Genomic DNA, 19,400 nt, shown 5'->3' on the forward strand with positions numbered 1-19,400 from the left:
CCCATGCTAGCCGGCGTCAGCAGCCCGTCGGCTTCACGCGCTCCACTTCCAGGCCGAACCACGGGCGCAATCGCGTGCCGAGGACGTTGCCCAGGAAGGCGCAGACCAGCCACAGCCAGCCGTGCAAGCTGCCCGAGATGATGCCGCTGAAATACGCGCCGATGTTGCAGCCGTACGCCAGGCGCGCGCCATAGCCGAGCAGCAAGCCGCCCACGACGGCAGCAATGAGCGAGCGCTGCGGGATGCGCCACACGGGCGCATAGCGGCCAGCCAGCGCCGCCGCCAGCATGGCGCCCAGCACGATGCCGATATCCATTACCGACGTCTTGTCTTGCGTAATCGGCGCGGCCAGGGCGGCAGCGTTCGCTTTCGTGGACCAGTAGGCCCAGCTGGCCGTATCGACACCGATCAGCGACGCAGCCTTCGCGCCCCACAGGGCGAAGGCCGACGTCACGCCCCACGGACGGCCAGACAGCGCCAGGGTGGCAAAGTTGAGCACGACCAGCGCGATGGCGCCCGCCACCAGCGGCCACGGCCCATGCAGCCACGGCGACACGTGCGCAGGGCGCAGCGGCGCGGCGATGAGCTTTCCATGGCGGCGCTTTTCAACCAGCACGGTGATACCCGCGATCAGCGCAAAGACGGCCCAGTTCAGCGCCAGCGCGGGCGCCAGGCCCAGCGTGGTGACGAGGGAAATGGGTTTCAGTTGCGGCAGCGAGGTCCAGAAGGGCATGTGCGCCGTGCCGATCACCGAGCCGATGATGAAGGCGACCAGGGTGACAATCATGCGCGTGCTGCCCCCACCGATTGTATACAAGGTGCCGGATGCGCAGCCGCCACCGAGCTGCATGCCGATGCCGAAGATGAAGGCGCCGACGATGACGGAGGTGCCGGCCGGCGAGACGAGGCCCGCCACGGGCGTGCCGAACAAGGTGCCGGCCGACAGCACGGGGAAGAACAGCGCCACGCCGACGGCCAGCATGAGCATTTGCGCGCGCAGGCCGTCGCCGCGGCCATCGGCAATGAAGACGCGCCACGCGGAGGTGAAACCGAACGCCGCGTGATACAAAGTGACGCCAAGCAAGGCGCCGACCACGTACAGCGCGGCCTGGTTGATGCCGACGGTTTGCGCCAGATACCACGCACCGAGCAAAATGAGCAAAAGCGCAACGCCTAGCGGTTTCGGATTGATATCGGCCCGAAGGCGAAGGGAAGACGATGCTGAATCAGACATTGTGTGAGAGAGTGAGAAGAAGGGAAGCACTATTCTCCCCCGTTTTGTTGTTTTCTGCCAGGGAGTCGCCTTGCCGGCCAGGGCCGACGAGGAAGGCTACGCGCTACGCAGCTCTCCAGGCCGGCCCATCGAACATCTTAATGCCCTACCGCATGGATCGATTTCTCGCCGCCAGTGCGTACCAGGATCGGCTTCAAGCGGTCCAGGCGGCCACTCATGGCCGTCAATCCAAACGCACCGAGCACGACCAAGGCACCGATCCAGCCCGTGTGCACCAGGCCCAGGTGCTCGACGATCAGGCCGCCACCCCATGCGCCGCCGGCGATGCCCAGGTTGAAGGCGGCGATGTTCAGGCCCGAGGCCACGTCGACGGCAGGCTGACCAGCAGGCCGGCCGACGGCAAGTTGACGCCCAGGTCCGCAGCGATGGTGGGCAAGCCCGACAATGACAAACTCGGTGGTTCCGATGGCAAATGCGCTGAGGGTCAGTGCGAGCAAGGCAATGGGCATGAAAAACTCCGATAAAAGATGATGACATGCAGTATCGGGGTTTTCATTGTTTCGAAAAATAGCTCTACAGACAGAAGATAGTTGCGCACGGATCAATAATGCAGCAGTCTGCTACACTGCTTCGCTCAACACGAGGTTCAAGCATGAATTCAGAGAAACTGGCGCTGCTGGTCACGCGCGAAATGCCGTACGGAAAGTATCAGGGCCGCCTGCTGGCCGACTTGCCCGGCCATTACCTGGGCTGGTTCGCGCGCGAGGGGTTTCCCTCGGGCGAACTGGGCAGCCTGATCGCGCTGATGTACGAGCTCGACCACAATGATTTGCGCAGCCTGCTCGACCCCTTGCGCACGCGCAAGTCGCCGTGGCGGCCGGGAGAGTAACGCCGCTGGCGAAGGCAAGAGCGTTTAAAACTCGCGCACTTTCTTTGCCAGCATGGCGCTGAACTCGCCATTTTCCACCAGCTTTTGCAGCTCGCTGGCGCCACCGATCAGCACGCCATTGACAAAAATCATGGGAAACGTGGGCCAGCCCGTCCACATCTTGAGGGCATTGCGGCGGTGCCACTGGTTCAGATAACTGCCGTACTGCAAGTATTGATACGGCGTGCCCAGCACATCGAGGATCTTGCGCGCCTTGCGGGGAAACGGATTGAGCGCCATGCCAACGACGACGACTTGATGCGCGGCAATGGCCGCCTGCACTTCGCGCACGATAGCGCCATGCTTGCTGCCGATCAAAGGGCGGGCGGCGGGATGGATCTGGGCTTCGTCGAGAATGGCGCGGGTCATGAAAGTCCTGTCATCAGTAACACATGGGCACACGGGGTGCGGATCACGCATTGTGCCATGCCACGCCTGAAAGTGGCCCGGCGCCTGCTGCCAGCAGCAGCGCTGCCCTGTCCCTTCGGCCGCGCGCACAGGCGCGCCCCTTCCTGCGATCACATACTGGCGCCCTGGCGGGCCGTGCCGGGCACGCGCATCTCTTCTACCAGCCTGGCCACCAGGTCCGCTGCTGGCATATCGCGCACCAGGGGCGCGCCCTGGCCCGCCCAGTGGGCGGCAAAGCCATGGTTGCCAGCCTTGGCGGCGGCCGCGTGCAGTTGCTTGGCAGCATCGTAGGCCACCGGGTAAGCGGCGGGCGGCGGACTGCCTGGCGCGTCGCCGTGCTCGATCAATTGGTTCACGATGCCGCGCGCGAGGCGTCCCGACAGCGATGCCGTCAAGCGCGTGTGCTGCGCGCGGTCGCTTTGCAAATTTTCGCGGTAGGCGGCATTCGCTGCCGATTCCGGGCACAGGATGAACGCCGTGCCCAGCTGCGCGCCAGCCGCGCCCAAGTCGAGGGCGGCGCGGATGCCGGCCCCGTCCATGATGCCGCCGGCGGCAATGACGGGCAAGGTGCTGCGCTTGACGAGCAAACGCACCAGCACGGCCATGCTCAAGGCGTCATCCTGCGCCTCGGGATCGAACACGCCACGGTGGCCGCCCGCCTCCACGCCCTGGGCGACGATGGCATCGATGCCCGCCTGCTCGATCAGCACGGCTTCCTGCACGCTGGTGGCCGTCGCCATCGTGCGGATGCCCGCCTGGCGCAGCGCGGCCAGCTGTTCTGCCGGTGGCAGGCCGAAATGGAAACTGACGACGGCGGGACGCAGTGCCAGCAGCATGCGCAAGGCTTCCTCGTCATGCTTGAAGCTCGGGTAGATTTCCGCAAGCGCTGCCGGCACGGCGGTGCCAGCCTGCGCAAACAGGGGCGCCAGATGGGCCAGCCAGGCTGCTTCGCGGGCCGCATCGCGCCGCGCCGGCGCATGGCAAAACACATTCACATTGAAGCTCTTGCCTGTCAGGGCGCGCGTCTCTTCTATCATCTGGCGCGCCTGCGCCGGTGTGCTGGCGCCGATGCCGAGCGAACCCAGCGCACCGGCATTGGACACGGCGGCAACCAGGCGCGGCGTGGCTACGCCCGCCATCGGCGCCTGCACCAGTGGATGCTGTACGGACAACTGTTCAAAGAAATTCCGGGATGGGGACATGGTCTTTTCCTTCCAGTGACGATCATCGTTACTCTTAAACATCGTTATTCTCAAATTAAGAATCAATATATAATATCATTCTCACCAGGGAAATGATATGGATACAGAATCACTCAATATCTTTTGCACCGTCGCTGCAGAACTGAGCATGACCAACGCGGCCGCGCGGCTGGGACGGGTGCCGTCGAATGTCACCACGCGCATCCAGCAACTGGAAGCGGACATGGGCGTCGAGCTGTTCGTGCGCATGGGCAAGCGGATCGCCCTGTCCGGCGCCGGCGAGCGCTTTCTCGACTATGCCAGGCGCATGCTGGCGCTGGAAGAGGAAGCGCGCCACGTGGTGACGGGCGGACGCGACGGCGGCACGCTGCGCATCGGCAGCATGGAAAGCACAGCTGCCAGCCGCTTGCCGGCCGTGCTGGCCGCCTACCATGCGCAGCATCCGGCTACCCGGCTGGAACTGCAGACGGGGCCATCGCGCCAATTGATCGGGCAAGTGCGCACGGGCAAGCTGGATTGTGCCTTCGCCGCGCTGCCGCCAGGCACGGATGGCTTCGCTGACCTGGGCGACATGGGCTTGCAGGCCAGGGCCATCTGGACGGAAGAATTGCTGCTGCTACTGCCAGCTGGAAAGCCGGCGGTGGATACTGCGGGCGACATCGAGCCACGCTCGCTGGCCGCCTTCCCGCAAGGATGCACCTATCGCAGCGCGGCCGAGCACTGGCTGGGCATTGCCGGCAGCGGCGACTGGCAGATCCAGGAAATGAGCTCCTACCACGCCATGATCGCCTGCGTGGCCGCCGGCGCCAGCGTCACCGTGCTGCCAGCCAGCGTGCTGCAGTTGAGCGCCGCGACCACGGCACTACGGACCATTGCGCTGGGGCAAATGGACACCTGCCTGGTCTGGCGCCATGGCTTCGACGTGCCCGCGTTCCGGAACCTCGCCGGACAGCTGTGGCAGGCGCCAGCCTGACGCTTTGGCTGGCTCTGGCTGGCTTAGGCGACATCAGCACGGTAGCTACTAGCCACCCAGCGGCACGTGCAGGCCCATCTTGAGGCAGGTCAATGCCACCGAGGTGCGGTAGCGGCGGATATTGTCGTCGCCGCCGAACAGGCGCTCCGTCAGCGCCTCGTACTCGGCCATGGTGCTGGCCGTGATCACCAGCAAGTAATCGGCCTCACCCGTGATGCCATAGCACTGCTGGATGGCTGGCTCGGCCATGATGCGCGCGCGCATGCCAGCCGTGCGCAGCGGGTGTTCGTCGTGCAGATGCACTTCCACCGTCAGTGTCAGGGGCCGGCCCAGCCGGCTAGCGTCGAGCACAGCCACCTCGGCGCGGATCACGCCGCTCTCGCGCAGGCGCCGGATGCGCCGCTGCACGGCCGGCGCCGACAGGTGCACGGCGCGGGCGATCTCGCGCTGCGAGGTCGTGTTGTCACGCTGCAGTATCTCGAGGATGGCCAGGTCAAAGGCGTCGAGCGCGATGGCTGGCGTGGTGGATGCGGAATTGGTGAGCGAAAGTTGCGTCATGATGGCCAAAATGGAGTGCAAATACCGGATCAAACACAATAAACTTTCATGATTCCGATATCAAGCCCTTTCAAACCCTCACCATGTCATTGCACCGCTATTCCTCGTTTATTCCCTTGCTGGCCATCCTCGGCTCCGTCACCTGCCTGGGACTGGGCACCTCGTGGGCCAAGCACAGCCTGTTCCCGCTGGTGGGCGCACAGGGCACGACGGCCGTGCGCGTGGGCTTTTCAGCCCTCTTGCTGCTGCTGTTCTGGCGCCCCTGGCGCTGGCAGCTGAGCCGCGCTGACGTGCGCGCGGTGGCCCTGTATGGCGCGGCCCTGGGCTTGACCAACCTGAGTTTTTACATGGCCCTGCGCACGATTCCATTCGGCATCGCCGTGGCGATCGAGTTTTCCGGCCCGCTGGCCGTGGCGCTGCTGGCGTCGCGCCGTCCGCTCGACTTCGTCTGGGTGATCCTGGCCGTGGCGGGACTGGCGCTGCTGCTGCCGCTGGGGCACGACGTCAGCAATCTGGATCCGGCCGGCGTGCTGTTCGCGCTAGCGGCCGCCGTGTGCTGGGCCACGTATATCGTCTTCGGCAAGCGCGCCAGCCATTTGCATGCGGGCCATTCCGTGTCTTTGGGGCTGGCCATGGCCGCGCTGGTGGTAGTGCCCGTGGGCGTGGCGCATGCGGGCGCCGGCTTGCTCTCGCCCACTGTCCTGGCCGTCGGCCTGGGCGTGGCGCTCATTTCCAGCGCCATTCCCATCTCGCTGGAAATGGTGGCCCTGAAACGTTTGACGCCGCAGGCGTTCGGCATCATGAGCAGCATGGAGCCGGCCGTGGCCGCCATGCTGGCCTACATCCTGCTCGATGAACGCCTGGATGCGGCGCAATGGCTGGCCATCGCCATGATCATGGCGGCCTCGATGGGCAGCGCGTATATGGCGCAGCGGATGAAGGGCTCGGCCGTGGGCAGCATGCCGGCCCGCGTGCGCGTGATGCTCGATTATTTGCTGGAAAAGGTGAAACTTTCCCAGCGGGGCTAGTCCCTTCGGGTTTGCCCCCGGCTGGCTAGCAAACCGACTCTTCCAGCAATAAGCGCTTGCCCTCGCCCAGCATCAGCTCGAACTCGGCCGCCGGCACGGCCGGGCTGAACAGATAGCCTTGCAGCTGGTCGCAGCCGAGTTCGCGCAAGAAACGCATCTGCTCGGCCGTTTCCACGCCTTCGGCGACGATTTCCTGGCGCAGTTGCTGCGCCATGGTGACGATGGCGCGGGCGATGGCGCAATCGTTTTCCTCGAACGGCAAGCCGATGACGAACGAGCGGTCGATTTTCAGGGTAGTGATGGGGAATTTCTTTAAATACGCCAGGCTGGAATAGCCGGTGCCGAAATCGTCGAGCGCCAGCGCCAGGCCCATGGCCACCAGCTGGTTCATGATGTCGATCACCTTGTCGGCGCCGCGCATCAACAGGCTTTCCGTGATTTCCAGCATGATCTGCTCGGGCCGCACACCATAGCGCGCCAGCACGGCCGCTATGCGCGCCGGCAACTGTTCATCGAACTGGCGCGCCGACAAGTTGACGGCGATGGCCGGCATCTGCAGGCCCCGGTCTTCCCAGCTGCGGATCTGGCGGCACGCCTCGTCCAGCACCCAGGTGCCCAGCTCCAGGATCAAACTGGTTTCCTCGGCAACGGGAATGAAGACGCCGGGCGAGACCATGCCGCGCATCGGATGCTTCCAGCGCAGCAAGGCTTCCGCGCCCACGATGCGCCCGCTGGCCAGGCTCACTTTCGGCTGGTAATGCAGCTCCAGCTCCTTGTCGCCCAGCGCCAAGCGCATTTCGCTTTCCAGGCGCAAATGCTCCTTGGCGCGCTGGTTCATGTCTTCGCGGTAAAACAAAAAAGTCGATTCGATCGTCTGCGCCGCCTTGGCCACGGCCACGTCGGCAAAGCGGAACAGGGCCGGCGCTTCCAAACCGTCTTCCGGATACACGGTGATGCCGATGCTGGCGCCCACGTGCAGCGCGTGGGTGTCGATATTGATCGGCGCCTCGAGCAGATGGAGGAGTTTTTGCGCCACATTTGCCGCATGTTCGCGCTTTTCGATATGCAACAGGGCGACGACGAATTTGCTATTGTCGACACGCGCCAGGATGTCGGCGTCGCGCAGGGCGCCACGGAACAGCTGGCCGATGGCGATTACCAGCTGGTCGCCCACTTCGTGCCCCAGGGTATCGCTGATGGAACCGATGCGGCTGATGTCGATGACCATCAAGGCGCCATGCGTGTCCTGCCGCTTCGCTTCGGCCAGGCCCTGGTCCACCAGCTGGTTCAGCAGGCAGCGGTTGGGCAAGCCCGTCAGGCTGTCGTAGTTGGCCATGCGCTGCATACGCGCCTCGGCATCCTTGTGCACGCTGATGTCGGAAAACAGGGAAAACACATGGCTGATCTCGCCAAATTCGTCACGCACGACGCTGATGGTGACGTCTTGCGGGAACAGTTCGCCATTCTTGCGCCTGCCGATGATTTCGCCGCGCCAGGAACCGTGGCCGCGCATGGCGGCGCGCACCTTGGCGCGAAAATCAGGGTCGTGCACGCCCGAGCGCAGCAGGTCCGGCGTGCGGCCGATGGCCTCGGCAGGCGAATAACCGGTGATGCGGGAAAACGAACTGTTGACCGAGACGATGCGCTCTTCCGCATCCGTGATCAGGACAGCCTGCTCACTGTCTTCGATGATGCGTGCGTGCAACTTTACCTTGTCCACGTCGGACAGCGGTTCGCTCATGGCAGACAGGCGCACGGCCATGCCGCAAGCCTTGCCCGCCTTGTCGTGGATCACGTGGCGGTGCATGCGCAGCCACGTCACCATGCCCGACTTCTTGCGCCGGCGCACATCGGTGGCCACGTCGCCGGGGCCGGCATGCAGTTCCAGCACGCTCGCTTCCGCGTCGTCTTCCGGGTACAAGAACAGGATGTGCTGGCCCAGCGCTTCCAGTTCGGCATAGCCGAACATCTGTTCGGCGCCATGGTTCCAGCCAATCAGGAAACCATCGGCATCGATTTCCAGCAAGGCGTCCGCTGGCGCCACGCGCACCACGGGCCGGCTGGCGCCGCGCAGCCGCTCCAGCTCCTCTTGCAGGCGCGCCAGGGTAGCGACCTGCTGCGGCCCCGCCTGCGCACGGGCTTCCTCGGCTAAGCGCAGGCACAGCGCGATTTTCGCCTCAAGCACGGCAACTCCGCGCAGGAGGCAATTCAGGGGAACAAATCAGGGGCGCTGCGGTCTGTGTAATCATCAAAATCCCACTACGGGGCAGGGAGGTCGGGCCAGAAATACGATCGATATACTATGAATATGGTAACTTAAAAATGTTGACGTATGTCAACATTTTGCAAGCATGACAGAATGACACAAGGCCCTGCACTCTCCCTTCAGGCGCGGCCCGGCAGATGCTCGGCCAGACGGGCAAACACTTGCGCATCGCGCATGCGCGCCAGCCACCAGCGCAATGCGGCGCCATCCTCGCCCACGCGCCATGCCAGGTAGAACGTTTCCGCCGGTTTCGGCTCTTCCACGGCCTTTTCCACCAGCAGGCCGCGGGCGATGGCGGCGCGCGCACACGGCCCCGGCAGGAAGCCAAAGCCCAGTCCCAGTACTTGGTAATCGAACTTGACCTGCATGTTCGGTACGCTCAAAGCATCTTGTCCCAGCAGCAAACCCACCGTGCGCGGCGCCATCTGGCGCGCCGAATCGGCCACCACCACGGCGCGGTGCTGCTGCAGGTCGCCACGCGACAACGGTCCGGGCAGCTGCGCCAGCGCATGCGTGGGCGCCACGGCAAAGACAAAGTCGAGCACGCCGATCGGCTGCGAAATATAACCGCCACCTGCCGGCCCGTCGCCAGGCGCGCCCACCAGCAAGTCGACCCGGCGTTCCAGCAGCGCTTCCCAGGTGCCCGACAAGGCATCTTGCGCCAGGCGCAAGCGCGTCTGTTGCGCCACGTCATAAAACGCGCGCACGTCGTCAGCCAGGGCCACGGCGGAAAACATGGAATCGAGGCCAATCGCCAGTTCCGTTTCCCAACCCGATGCCACGCGGCGCACGCGGTGCTCGAGGTCTTGCGCCGCCTTCAGCAAATAGCGGCCCTCTTTCAGCAATTCCTGCCCCGCCGCCGTCAGCATGACTTTCGGGCCGTTGCGCAGGAACACCTGCACGCCCAGGTCGTCTTCCAGCTTGGCCACCGTATAGGAAATGGTCGACGGTACTTTATGCAACTCCTTGCCGGCCGATGAAAAAGATCCGCGGCGGTCGATGGCGTCGACAATTTGCAAGGCTTCCAGGCTCAGTCTTAACATTCGATTTTTTCGATCATAGGTCGCAAGATTTTCCGTTTTTCTTTCTTCCCTGGCCGGCCTATACTTTCTTCATCGTACAGCGAAGGGCAGAACAGGCGCCACGGCAACTGCCAGGCAACGGCCCTTCGAAATTATCGCACATTCACCTCATCGAAATGGAGTCCACCATGTTACAGATTCGTCATAGCGAAGAACGCGGCGCCGCCAACCACGGCTGGCTCAATTCCCACCACAGCTTTTCCTTCGGCAGCTACCACGATGCCAATCACATGGGCTTTGGTCCCTTGCTGGTGATCAATGAAGACCGCGTCACGCCGGGCCAGGGTTTTGGCACGCACGGCCACCGCGACATGGAGATCATCTCGTATGTGCTCGACGGCGCGCTCGAACACAAGGACAGCATGGGTACCGGTTCCGTCCTGCACTACGGCGATGTGCAGCGCATGAGCGCCGGCAACGGCGTGCGCCATAGCGAGTTCAACCATTCCGCCACGGACGGCCTGCATTTCCTGCAGATCTGGATCCAGCCAAACGTGACGGGCATTGCCCCCAGCTATGAAGAGAAGCACTTCACGCCGGACAGCAAACGCGGCAAATTGCGCCTGATCGCCTCCGGTGACGGCCGCCAGGGTTCCGTGCTGATCCACCAGGACGCGGCCATCTACGCCAGCATCATGCAGGAAGGCGAGCAGATCGAACATGTGCTGAGCGAAGGCCGCAGCGCTTATGTGCACCTGATCCGCGGCAGCCTGGTAGTCAACGGCGTGCCGCTGAAAACAGGCGATGCGCTGAAGCTGACGCACGAGGCGGCCGTGACGTTAACGCAGGCGGAAGACGCCGAGTTCCTGCTGTTCGACCTGCCTAAATAATTTAATTGATCAATATAAAGAAAAGGAAATAATCATGGAAAACAAAACTACCCTGCTGCTGCCCATCGGCCGCGCCGCCCTTGGCGTGCTGTTCTTTGTCTCGGGCTTGCTGAAGATCAGTGGCTTTGCCGGCGTGGCCGGCTACATGTCCAGCATGGGCTTGCCGCTGGCGAACATCTTGCTGGTGGGCGTCATCGCGCTGGAAGTGGGCGGCGGCTTGCTCTTGATTACAGGCTGGCAGGCGCGCTGGGCGGCGCTGGCACTGGCGCTGTTTTTGATCCCCACCAGCGTCGTCTTCCACGCCTTCTGGAGCGCCGATGCGGCCCAGTTCCAGAACCAGCTGACCAACTTCCTGAAGAACCTGTCCATCTTCGGCGGCATGCTGTTGCTGGTCGAGCGCGGTTTTCGCAAGGTCAAATAAGGCCGAGGGCTGCCTGAGCGAACGGGCCCGTTACGCACGCGGTCCGCCCGGTCGGCAGCCTATCACCGTTTTGTCATCAAGCTGACATCGCGCGGTCACATACACTGACTATCATGCGGTTGCCATTTGATCACGCAACCACAGGACATCGCAGCCCATGAACAAGCTCAACGATCTGGCCATCAGCGCCACCGATCTGAACGACATTGATAGCAACGCGTCCCAAGACAACCATTTCAACAGCATCCTGAACGCCCGCCTAAGCCGCCGCAACTGGCTGCGCGGCAGCGCCGTCACGGCCGCTACCGCCGTCATGGGTTCGATGGGCCTGTCCGCTTGCGGCGGCGGCAGCGATGCGGCCGCCGTCACGCCGACACCCGAAAAACTGCTGGCCTTCACCGCCGTGCCGAAAAGCCTGGCCGACGTCGTGTCGGTGCCGGCCGGCTACACGGCCACCGCCCTGTATGCGCTGGGCGACTCGCTGCGCGCAGCCACGCCAGCCTACAAGAACGACGGCAGCGATACCGATTTCGATAACCGCGCCGGCGACCACCACGACGGCATGGAATACTACGGTCTATCCGCCGCCGGCGCGCCGCTGGCGTCCGGCGCCGAACGGGGCTTGCTGGCGATGAACCACGAAGCGACCACCGACGAAAAACTGTCCTCGCACTTCCTGCACGTGAATGGCGGCACCACCTCGCTGCCACGCCCCGCCGCCGAAGTCGACAAGGAAGTGGCCGTCCACGGCCTGAGCGTGGTTGAAGTCAAAAAGACGGGCAGCGCCTGGGCCACCGTCAACAATTCCGTTTTCAACCGCCGCGTCACGCCGCTGACGGACATCGAGATTGCGGGCCCAGTACGCGGCAACGCCCTCGTGGTGACCAAGTATTCGCCAACCGGCACCAAGACGCGCGGCACCATCAACAACTGCGGCACGGGCAAATCACCATGGGGCAGCTACCTCTCCGGCGAAGAAAACTGGGCCGGCTACTTCACCCGCTCGGCCACCGACAATGCGGCGCGCGGCGACAAGTCCGTGGCTTCGCTGAACCGCTATGGCCGCAGCCAGGGCGGCGCCTCGCGCCACGGCTGGGAAACGGGCGGCAGCGACGACAAGTACGCACGCTGGAACCTGAGCAAGATTGGCGCATCAAACAACGGCAGCGACGACTACCGCAATGAATTGAATGGCATGGGCTACATCGTCGAGATGGACCCGTACGACAAGACCCGCGCCATCAGCAAGCGCACGGCGCTGGGCCGCTACGCGCACGAAAGCGCCGCCTTCAGCGTACCGACCGTGGGCCAGCAGCTGGCCGTCTACATGGGCGACGATTCGCGCAACGAATACATCTACAAGTTCGTCACGACCGCCGTCTGGGCCGCCGCGGACGCCAACCCGGCCGACCGCATGGCCACCGGCGACAAATACCTCGATTCGGGCAAGCTGTACGTGGCCAAGCTGGCCGCCGACGGCACGGGCCAGTGGATCGAGCTGGCCATGTCGAACGCGCTGATCCAGGCTTACAGCGCCTACAAGTTCGCCGACCTGGCCGATGTGCTGGTCAATGCCCGCCTGGCGGCCGACGCCGTGGGCGCGACGAAGATGGACCGTCCGGAATGGTGCTCGGTCAACCCGGCCAATGGCGAGATCTACTACACGCTGACCAATAACTCGAACCGCACCGTCAATCCGAGCGGCTCGTCGCAGCTGGCGCCGGACAGCGCCAATCCGCGCGCCTACACGGACATGAAAGGCAGCAGCGCGCAGAACGGCAATCCGAACGGCCACATCATCCGCTTCAAGGAAGGCACAGGCGCGGCCGCGGCCACCAGTTTTACCTGGGATGTCTACCTGTTTGGCGCCGAGAGCGGCGCCGACGCCAGCAAGATCAACCTGTCGAACCTGACGGCCGACCAGGATTTCTCGAGCCCGGACGGCCTGGCCTTCAGCCCCTACACGGGCATCTGCTGGATCCAGACCGACGATGGCGCGTACACGGATGTGACCAACTGCATGATGCTAGCGGCCATCCCCGGCAAGGTCGGCGACGGCGCCAAGTCCACCCTGAACTACGCCACGGCGGCCGGCGGCAACCTGGCGGTCGACACCTTCATCGGCAAGAAACCCACCGCCGACACGCTCAAGCGCTTCCTGGTGGGACCGGTCGGCTCGGAAATCACGGGCATCAGCGAAACGCCCGATGGCAAGACCATGTTCATCAACATCCAGCATCCGGGCGAAAACACCGCGCTAGCCAATATCGGCGACCCGTCCAAATACACGAGCCAGTGGCCGGCCAACACCGGTTATGGCGCCGGCAAGCGTCCCCGCTCGGCCACCATCGTGATCACCAAGAACGACGGCGGACGCATCGGCAGCTGATGACCCGTAGCTGTCGACGCCGCCATTGTGCCTTGCGCGCACTGGCGGCGGCATTCGGCAGATAAAGCCAGCAATTCACCTTGTAAAAGGAGGAAGTGTCCCTAAGTAAGACTTATCACCAGACATTGCAACGACCGAATGGCAACCAGGGAAAACGTTTCCCTGGTTTTTGGTATGATGGCAAGGCGCGCCGGCACCGGAGTGGTGTCGCGCGCCTTTTATTTTTGATAATTACTTATATGAGCACAACCATGCAAAGCGGCGCAGACATCCTGGCGACAGGCGAATTGGATTACACGACTTCCTGCGCTCTGCCGACGCCGTGGGCCCAGTTCACCTTGCACGCCTTTGTCGAACACGCCACGGGCAAGGAACACCTGGCCATGGTGCTGGGCGATATTGGCAACGGCGAAGCGGTGCTGGCGCGCGTGCATTCCGAGTGCCTGACGGGCGACGTGCTGTTTTCGCAGCGCTGCGACTGCGGTGCCCAGCTCGAAGGCGCCCTGAAGCGCATCGCCGAGGAAGGCCGCGGCATCTTGCTGTACTTGCGCCAGGAAGGACGCGGCATCGGCCTGATCAACAAGATCCGCGCCTACCGCCTGCAGGAAGCGGGCGCCGACACGGTGCAGGCGAACGAGCAGCTGGGCTTCAAGGCCGACGCGCGCAACTACACGCTGTGCAAGCCCATGTTTGCGCAATTCGGCGTGCAAAGCCTGCGCTTGATGACCAACAATCCGCGCAAGATCGCGGCCATGGAAGCGCTGGGCATCCCGGTGGCCGAACGGGTGCCGCTGCTGGTCAACCGCAACGCCTTCAACCAGCACTACCTGAATACCAAGCAAAGCAAGCTGGGCCATATGATGACGCCGGACACGGCGCCGGCGCTGGAAGACGGCGCCCTGTAATCTCCCCGGGCTGCCACGGCGGCCCGCGCCAGCTGCGCTCCTGCTCAAGCACAAAGGATGCATGAAATTATCTAACTTCGCCTTCTTGCTGGCCAGCCTGTGCGCTGCCGCAGGCGCACACGCGGCCCCGGTCGCATCCACCGCCGCAGCCTCCCCTTCATCGACGCCCCCCGCCAAGCCGCCGCAGGCCACCGCCGCGCCCGCCGCTACCGAGCATGCGGCCCTGCCGCCGCCGTCCTCGGCCGCGCAAAAGCTGTACACGGCGGCGCGCGCCGACATCCTGCAAGTGCGCGTGCTGCTGAAAAACGGCCGCACGCAGTCGTCCGTGGGCTCGGGCTTCCTGATCGGCACGGGCGACCTGGTGGTCAGCAACTATCATGTGGTGTCGCAATTCGCGCTCGACCCGGATACCTATGTGGGCGAATGGGTCGACACCAGCGGCCAGCGCGGCAATGTGGAATTGCTGGCCGTCGACGTGCTGCACGACCTGGCCGTGCTGCGCGTGAACCGCCACGGCACGGGCTTTTTCAAGATGCCGGAGCAATTGGCGCCCCTGACGCAAGGGCAATACCTGTATTCGATGGGCAATCCGCTGGACCTCGGCTTCGCCATCTCGGAAGGTTCGTACAACGGCGTCGTCACGCGCAGTTTTTACGATCAACTGATGTTTACGGGGCCGATCAATGCCGGCATGAGCGGCGGCCCCAGTGTGACGGCCAGCGGCGACGTAGCCGGCATCAATGTCTCGAAACGCCTCGATGGCGAGCTGGTCAGCTTTCTCGTGCCGGCCCGCTACGCCCAGCAATTGCTGGACAAGGTAGGCACGCAGGGCAAGCCACCGAAGGACTTCAAGCCGCTGGTGACGGCGCAGCTGCTGGCGCACCAGGAAGTGATGCTGGCGCGCCTGCTGGACTCGCCCCTGAGCCTGAAAGCCATGGGCCCATACCGCGTGCCCGTGCGCGAATCGGACCAGATGCGCTGCTGGGGCCGCTCCAACGTGAAGTCCGACAAGCCCTACACGATCGACAACACCAGTTGCGCCATGGAGTCCGCCATCTTCATTTCCGGCGCCCTGCAGACGGGGCAAGTGTCGATGCGCCACGAGTTCCTGCGCAGCAGCGAACTGGGCGCCCTGCGCTTTTCCGAGCTGGCCAGCGCCTCGTTCAAGAATGAAAGCTTCGGCAGCTACAAGAGCACCAACCTGACGGGCCCCCATTGCATCGAACAGTTCGTCAAGAACAAGAGCCTGCCCCTGCGCGCCGTCATGTGCGTGCGCGCCTACCGCAAATTTACCGGCCTGTACGATTTTGCCCTGCTGGCCGCCAGCACCGATGAACCACTGATGAACCTGCAAAGCCGCATCGATGCGCGCGGCGTGTCCTACGCCAACGGCATGCGCGTGAGCCGCACCTTCCTCGAAGCGCTGTCGCGGGAAAGTGCCAAAAAGCCATGAAAGCGCCCTATTACATTGAAATCGTGACCGAGAATGGCGAAGTGCAGCAGCGCCAGCGCATCGCTGCCTTGCCGATCCGCATCGGCCGCGGCTACGACAACGACTTCATCCTCGACGACGCGCACACGGCCGCAGCGCACGCCATCGTCGAGGACGACGGCGCAGGCGGCCTGCTGCTGCGCGACCTGGGCAGCCATAACGGCGTGATCCACGCCGGCCAGCGCCAGGCGCAAGTGGCATTAAGCGGCAACAGCATCGTGCGCCTGGGCCACACGCGCTTGCGCGTGCGTGCCAGCGACCATCCGGTGGCGCCCGAACTGAGCGACACGACCATGCACAACTGGGAAGGCTTGCGCCCTGCCACCGCTGGCCTGGCCATGATCGGCATCTCGGCCGCCTTCAGCAACTGGCTGGGTGACGCGGAAGCGTTCGAGCCCATTTCCTACCTGATCCTCATCGCGTATGCGCTCGGCGGCGGCCTCGTGTGGGCGTCGATCTGGGCCGTGGCGAACCGCCTGTTCGGCCACACGGCGCGCTTCGGCCGCCATGTGTTCATCATCGGCTGCGGCTTGCTGGCCATGGAAGCATGGGAACTGGGCAGCAATGTGCTGGCGTATGCACTATCGCTGGAAGTGCTGACGCGCTACGGACGGCATATGTTCATCGTCATTGTAGGCTGCATGATCTACTACCATTTGTGCACGATCAAGCCGCAGCATCCGCGCCGCTTCGCCCTCGTTGCCATGCTGCTGGCCATCATCGGCTCGACCTTGATTTTGCTGAGCAACTTGCAGATCAGTGGCCGCCTGGCTGACGAACCGTATATGTCGGTGATCTACCCGCCGGCACTGCGTTTGAGCCCGAACCACACGACGGACGCCTTCTTGCGCGAGGCGGCCGCCCTGCAACGTGGCGTCGATGCCGAGCGCGGCAAGGCTGCCAAAGGGGACGCCGCCGACGACAGCGACGAGTAGGCAAAGCGCCTGACGTGAAAAGCCCGCCGTGTCCTTGCAGACCGGCGGGCTTTTTAGCCTGCGCCTTCAGGCGCGGAGACGTCGTCAATCAAATCAGAACTTGACGTCCTGCTTGCGCCGTGCGGTGAGGCCCAGCAGGCCCAGACCGATCAGCAGCATGGCATAAGTCGACGGTTCCGGCACGGCCGACACCAGGCCATCGGTGCTGGCAAAGCTGGTGAAATTGCTGTTGCCCGCCTTGAACTGCACTTGCTGGCCGCCGTCGCAGCAGCCTTCCAGGCCGAAGATGCTCAGGGTATGATTGCCGGCCGACAAGGTGCTCGAACCGCCGAGGAACTGGCTGCTGCTATTGTAGTTGCCAGCCCACCACAGGTCGCTGCTCTTGAAGTCCAGCGCCACGCCGTCGAGGAACAGGGCGCCGCCCTTGCCGAAATCAACGCCGCTGCGGAAGCTCCAGGCGCCCGCATCGGCCGCGCTGACACCAAAATTGATTACCGACTTGAAGGCGATGTTCGTGCCGCTGCCGAACAGGCTGCTATTGTCGACGTTGTTATAGCTGGCGATGCTCGTCGAGCCATAGCCGGCGCCCGGCGTGGCCACGGCGGCATTTACCACCGTCTGGTAGGCGGCGGCAGACGTTTGCGCGCCTGCGTTCGAGTAGCCGGTGGAGAGGGTGATGGTGCTGGCGTTCGCGTGGGCAAACACACCGGCAGCGATCAGCGACAGGGCGATTTTAGGCAAGTTTTTCATGATGGTATCGAGTCCAATAAGTATTCAGTAGGCGCAACAGGCGTGCGGGCGCTTGAGCTCAATACACGCTGCATTGAGGCGTGTAGGCGAAGCGCTAGGAAATTGCAAGGATGAGCGGTCGGGGATGGCTTTCCGCGCAACATCGCGGACTTGCAGCGCGCCATGGCGGCACTGCAAGCATCCTGGAAAGGGTTCGGGTTCCCGGGACAAAACCAGACAATTGACGGGTCAGGCAAAACGTTGAAGCTATTTTAGCTTAATTTCCCCGCAAGAAATTATTTTTTATCATCAAAGATATTTTTCTGGCAATAATATGCCTAACGAGAGAAAACCCCCGCCACAGCCCTGCGGCGCGGGCGCTGCGGCACTGGCGGTAGCCTGGAAGGTGTCGCGCAAGCACCACAAACGGCGCCGCCACTGTCGCATCTTGCGTATTTCTTTTCGCGCACGGCTACACCACGGGGCGAAACAGCATGGCAAAATGCAGTTACGCTACTATCTATCCGATGAGGAGGTAAGAGGAAATGGTCGACCTGGAAGAACTACGCTATCTGGCACTGTCGTTTCCCGACGCCACAGAGGAAGAACACCACGACCGTCCGGCGTTCCGCGTGGGCGGGAAGATCTTTGCCACCCTGCCCGACGACGAGCACATCAACGTGCTGCTCGATGCGGAAGCGGCGCATATCGCCACCGTCATCACGCCCACCTGCTGCGAGAAACTCTGGTGGGGCGAGCGCCTGGCGGGCATCACGGTGCGCCTGGCGGACGCCGAACTGGACATGCTGGCCGCCACCCTGACGGCCGCGTGGCGGCGCAAGGCGCCCAGCGACCTGGCCAAGAGCATCGACCAGGCAGGGTAAAACGCGACGCTACAACGGCCAGTTGCGCAGCAGCAGCGCCACCATTTGCTGCAACTGCTCTCGCGACACGCCAGCGGCGGCCTGTATCGCCATGCCCTGCGATAAGGTCACGACAAAGCGCGCCTGCTGCTCGGGGCAGGAATCGGGCGGCAAATCGCCCTCGTCCCTGGCGCGGCGCAGCCGGTCGCGCAGCTTGATCTCGCCGCGCAGGCGGCGCGCAAACAATTCATCGCGGATCGGCAAGGCATCGTCGCTGCAGGCCAGCGCCGCATTCACGCCCATGCAGCCGTGCGGGCCGTCGGGCATGGTTTGCGCATCGACATATTGCGTCAGCAACGCTTCGACCACCTGGCGCGCCGTCGGCTGCTCCAGCGCCGCATCGAAAAAGCACATGCGCGTGTCACTGTAGCGCTCCAGCGCCTTGTGGAATAATTGCTCCTTGTTGCCGAAGACGGCATACAGGCTGGGCCGGTTCATGCCCATGGCTTTCGTCAGCTCGGGCAGGGAACTGCCTTCATAGCCCTTTTCCCAGAACACCTTCATGGCGCAATCGAGCGCCTCGTCCGCATCAAAAGTGCGCGGCCGGCCCGTTTTTGCCTTGCCTGTCTCAGCTGTTTTTTCTTGTTTCATGCCGACCGGTAAAAATGATTGACAACGATATCTGCCTGCAGCAATTGTATACGGACCGGTTAAAAACACTGGCCCAGTCTTTCAGGAATGCCATCATGCCCCTGACGGCCTTGCTGGCCCCCTGCTGATCGCGCCGAACCTCTTACATCAAAAAACGTTCAGATGCGGCCGCGGCGAAATTCGCCCAGGAATTTCTTCACCTCGGCCGGCGTCATCGGCACGTCCGCATCGGCGTGATACGCATACAAGAATGGCGTACCGCCCAGGCGGTCCGTCAGCTTGGCGAACAGCAAAAAGCGGCTGCCCAAGCGATAGCGCTGCACGTCGACCAGGCGGCGCGAACACTGCACGGCCAGCTCGGGCGAAAACGCCTGGCCCGGCACGGGGCGCATTTCTACACGGCCATTAATCGCGCGCGATTCAACGGCGACATGCCGGTATGCATAAGTGTCACGAGTCATGCCGCCACCTCTTTCTGAGCAAAGGCGCCATCTTAAGCGAAGATG

General features: G+C 63.4%; 19 protein-coding genes and 2 pseudogenes. 10 read left to right on the forward strand and 11 right to left on the reverse strand.

The genetic code is table 11. The features are described 5' to 3' along the window. Window positions 1–16: 16 nt before the first annotated feature. The 3 genes and pseudogenes from ACQ4W6_RS23140 to ACQ4W6_RS23150 form a co-directional block, all read right to left on the reverse strand. On the reverse strand, window positions 17–1,234 hold the full coding sequence (locus ACQ4W6_RS23140; protein WP_436569521.1) for a YeeE/YedE family protein: 1,218 nt from the start codon (window positions 1,232–1,234) through the stop codon (window positions 17–19). Between the two features lie 137 nt (window positions 1,235–1,371). After that, a pseudogene (locus tag ACQ4W6_RS23145) lies at window positions 1,372–1,650 on the reverse strand (MFS transporter); the annotation flags it as partial. Next, window positions 1,608–1,743, reverse strand: a pseudogene (locus ACQ4W6_RS23150) (MFS transporter); the annotation flags it as partial. The pseudogenes ACQ4W6_RS23150 and ACQ4W6_RS23145, both read right to left, overlap by 43 nt. A 143-nt stretch (window positions 1,744–1,886) precedes the next feature. Here ACQ4W6_RS23150 and ACQ4W6_RS23155 point away from each other — a divergent pair. Continuing rightward, the gene (locus ACQ4W6_RS23155) at window positions 1,887–2,123 is read left to right on the forward strand and encodes a DUF3820 family protein (RefSeq protein WP_034749909.1); all 237 of its coding nucleotides are present in this window, start codon (window positions 1,887–1,889) and stop codon (window positions 2,121–2,123) included. Window positions 2,124–2,147: 24 nt separating this feature from the next. Here the strand turns inward: ACQ4W6_RS23155 and ACQ4W6_RS23160 are convergent, their stop codons facing one another. Next, on the reverse strand, window positions 2,148–2,531 hold the full coding sequence (locus ACQ4W6_RS23160; protein ID WP_436569522.1) for a glutaredoxin: 384 nt from the start codon (window positions 2,529–2,531) through the stop codon (window positions 2,148–2,150). Between the two features lie 149 nt (window positions 2,532–2,680). Continuing rightward, window positions 2,681–3,772: an NAD(P)H-dependent flavin oxidoreductase gene (locus ACQ4W6_RS23165; protein WP_436569523.1), complete on the reverse strand. Its 1,092-nt coding sequence runs from the start codon at window positions 3,770–3,772 to the stop codon at window positions 2,681–2,683. A 97-nt stretch (window positions 3,773–3,869) separates the two neighbouring features. On the opposite strand from ACQ4W6_RS23165, the gene ACQ4W6_RS23170 reads away from it, so the two are divergent. Next, window positions 3,870–4,745, forward strand: coding sequence for a LysR substrate-binding domain-containing protein (locus ACQ4W6_RS23170; protein WP_436569524.1), 876 nt, complete (start codon window positions 3,870–3,872; stop codon window positions 4,743–4,745). A 48-nt stretch (window positions 4,746–4,793) separates the two neighbouring features. Here ACQ4W6_RS23170 and ACQ4W6_RS23175 read toward each other — a convergent pair whose 3' ends face one another. Next, window positions 4,794–5,303 (reverse strand): Lrp/AsnC family transcriptional regulator, encoded by a 510-nt coding sequence (locus ACQ4W6_RS23175; RefSeq protein WP_436569525.1) that lies wholly within the window; start codon window positions 5,301–5,303, stop codon window positions 4,794–4,796. Window positions 5,304–5,386: 83 nt separating this feature from the next. Between ACQ4W6_RS23175 and ACQ4W6_RS23180 the strand changes: the two genes are divergently transcribed. Next, window positions 5,387–6,331 carry an EamA family transporter gene (locus ACQ4W6_RS23180; RefSeq protein WP_436569526.1) on the forward strand — a complete coding sequence of 315 codons (945 nt, stop codon included), beginning with the start codon at window positions 5,387–5,389 and terminating at the stop codon, window positions 6,329–6,331. A 25-nt stretch (window positions 6,332–6,356) separates the two neighbouring features. Here the strand turns inward: ACQ4W6_RS23180 and ACQ4W6_RS23185 are convergent, their stop codons facing one another. Both ACQ4W6_RS23185 and ACQ4W6_RS23190 read right to left on the reverse strand, forming a co-directional pair. Continuing rightward, window positions 6,357–8,516 (reverse strand): putative bifunctional diguanylate cyclase/phosphodiesterase, encoded by a 2,160-nt coding sequence (locus ACQ4W6_RS23185; protein WP_436569527.1) that lies wholly within the window; start codon window positions 8,514–8,516, stop codon window positions 6,357–6,359. 200 nt (window positions 8,517–8,716) lie between these two features. Then, on the reverse strand, window positions 8,717–9,640 hold the full coding sequence (locus tag ACQ4W6_RS23190; RefSeq protein WP_436569528.1) for a LysR family transcriptional regulator: 924 nt from the start codon (window positions 9,638–9,640) through the stop codon (window positions 8,717–8,719). A gap of 167 nt (window positions 9,641–9,807) precedes the next feature. Here ACQ4W6_RS23190 and ACQ4W6_RS23195 point away from each other — a divergent pair, with 167 nt between their 5' ends. The 6 genes from ACQ4W6_RS23195 (at window position 9,808) to ACQ4W6_RS23220 (ending at window position 16,651) form a co-directional block, all read left to right on the forward strand. Then, entirely contained in the window at window positions 9,808–10,509 is a 702-nt protein-coding gene (locus ACQ4W6_RS23195; RefSeq protein WP_436569529.1) for a pirin family protein, read from the forward strand. 34 nt (window positions 10,510–10,543) lie between these two features. Continuing rightward, complete coding sequence (locus ACQ4W6_RS23200) at window positions 10,544–10,930, forward strand: DoxX family protein (RefSeq protein ID WP_436569530.1); 387 nt, start codon at window positions 10,544–10,546, stop codon at window positions 10,928–10,930. 157 nt (window positions 10,931–11,087) lie between these two features. Beyond that, window positions 11,088–13,319: a PhoX family protein gene (locus ACQ4W6_RS23205; protein WP_436569531.1), complete on the forward strand. Its 2,232-nt coding sequence runs from the start codon at window positions 11,088–11,090 to the stop codon at window positions 13,317–13,319. A 251-nt stretch (window positions 13,320–13,570) separates the two neighbouring features. Beyond that, window positions 13,571–14,224: a GTP cyclohydrolase II gene (gene ribA, locus ACQ4W6_RS23210; RefSeq protein WP_436569532.1), complete on the forward strand. Its 654-nt coding sequence runs from the start codon at window positions 13,571–13,573 to the stop codon at window positions 14,222–14,224. 61 nt (window positions 14,225–14,285) lie between these two features. Then, window positions 14,286–15,677: a S1 family peptidase gene (locus tag ACQ4W6_RS23215; RefSeq protein ID WP_436569533.1), complete on the forward strand. Its 1,392-nt coding sequence runs from the start codon at window positions 14,286–14,288 to the stop codon at window positions 15,675–15,677. Then, on the forward strand, window positions 15,674–16,651 hold the full coding sequence (locus ACQ4W6_RS23220) for an FHA domain-containing protein (protein ID WP_436569534.1): 978 nt from the start codon (window positions 15,674–15,676) through the stop codon (window positions 16,649–16,651). Before ACQ4W6_RS23215 ends, ACQ4W6_RS23220 begins: the two co-directional genes overlap by 4 nt. 93 nt (window positions 16,652–16,744) lie before the next feature. Here the strand turns inward: ACQ4W6_RS23220 and ACQ4W6_RS23225 are convergent, their stop codons facing one another. Beyond that, window positions 16,745–17,401, reverse strand: a complete 657-nt coding sequence (locus ACQ4W6_RS23225; protein ID WP_436569535.1) for a CCXG family PEP-CTERM protein — start codon at window positions 17,399–17,401, stop codon at window positions 16,745–16,747. A 524-nt stretch (window positions 17,402–17,925) separates the two neighbouring features. Between ACQ4W6_RS23225 and ACQ4W6_RS23230 the strand changes: the two genes are divergently transcribed. Continuing rightward, window positions 17,926–18,264: an MmcQ/YjbR family DNA-binding protein gene (locus ACQ4W6_RS23230; RefSeq protein WP_436569536.1), complete on the forward strand. Its 339-nt coding sequence runs from the start codon at window positions 17,926–17,928 to the stop codon at window positions 18,262–18,264. A 9-nt stretch (window positions 18,265–18,273) separates the two neighbouring features. Here the strand turns inward: ACQ4W6_RS23230 and ACQ4W6_RS23235 are convergent, their stop codons facing one another. Both ACQ4W6_RS23235 and ACQ4W6_RS23240 read right to left on the reverse strand, forming a co-directional pair. Continuing rightward, on the reverse strand, window positions 18,274–18,894 hold the full coding sequence (locus ACQ4W6_RS23235; protein WP_436569537.1) for a TetR/AcrR family transcriptional regulator: 621 nt from the start codon (window positions 18,892–18,894) through the stop codon (window positions 18,274–18,276). A 158-nt stretch (window positions 18,895–19,052) separates the two neighbouring features. Then, entirely contained in the window at window positions 19,053–19,355 is a 303-nt protein-coding gene (locus ACQ4W6_RS23240) for a hypothetical protein (RefSeq protein ID WP_436569538.1), read from the reverse strand. Window positions 19,356–19,400 lie beyond the last annotated feature (45 nt).

The organism is Janthinobacterium woesei (assembly GCF_051380875.1).
Taxonomy (GTDB): domain Bacteria; phylum Pseudomonadota; class Gammaproteobacteria; order Burkholderiales; family Burkholderiaceae_D; genus Janthinobacterium.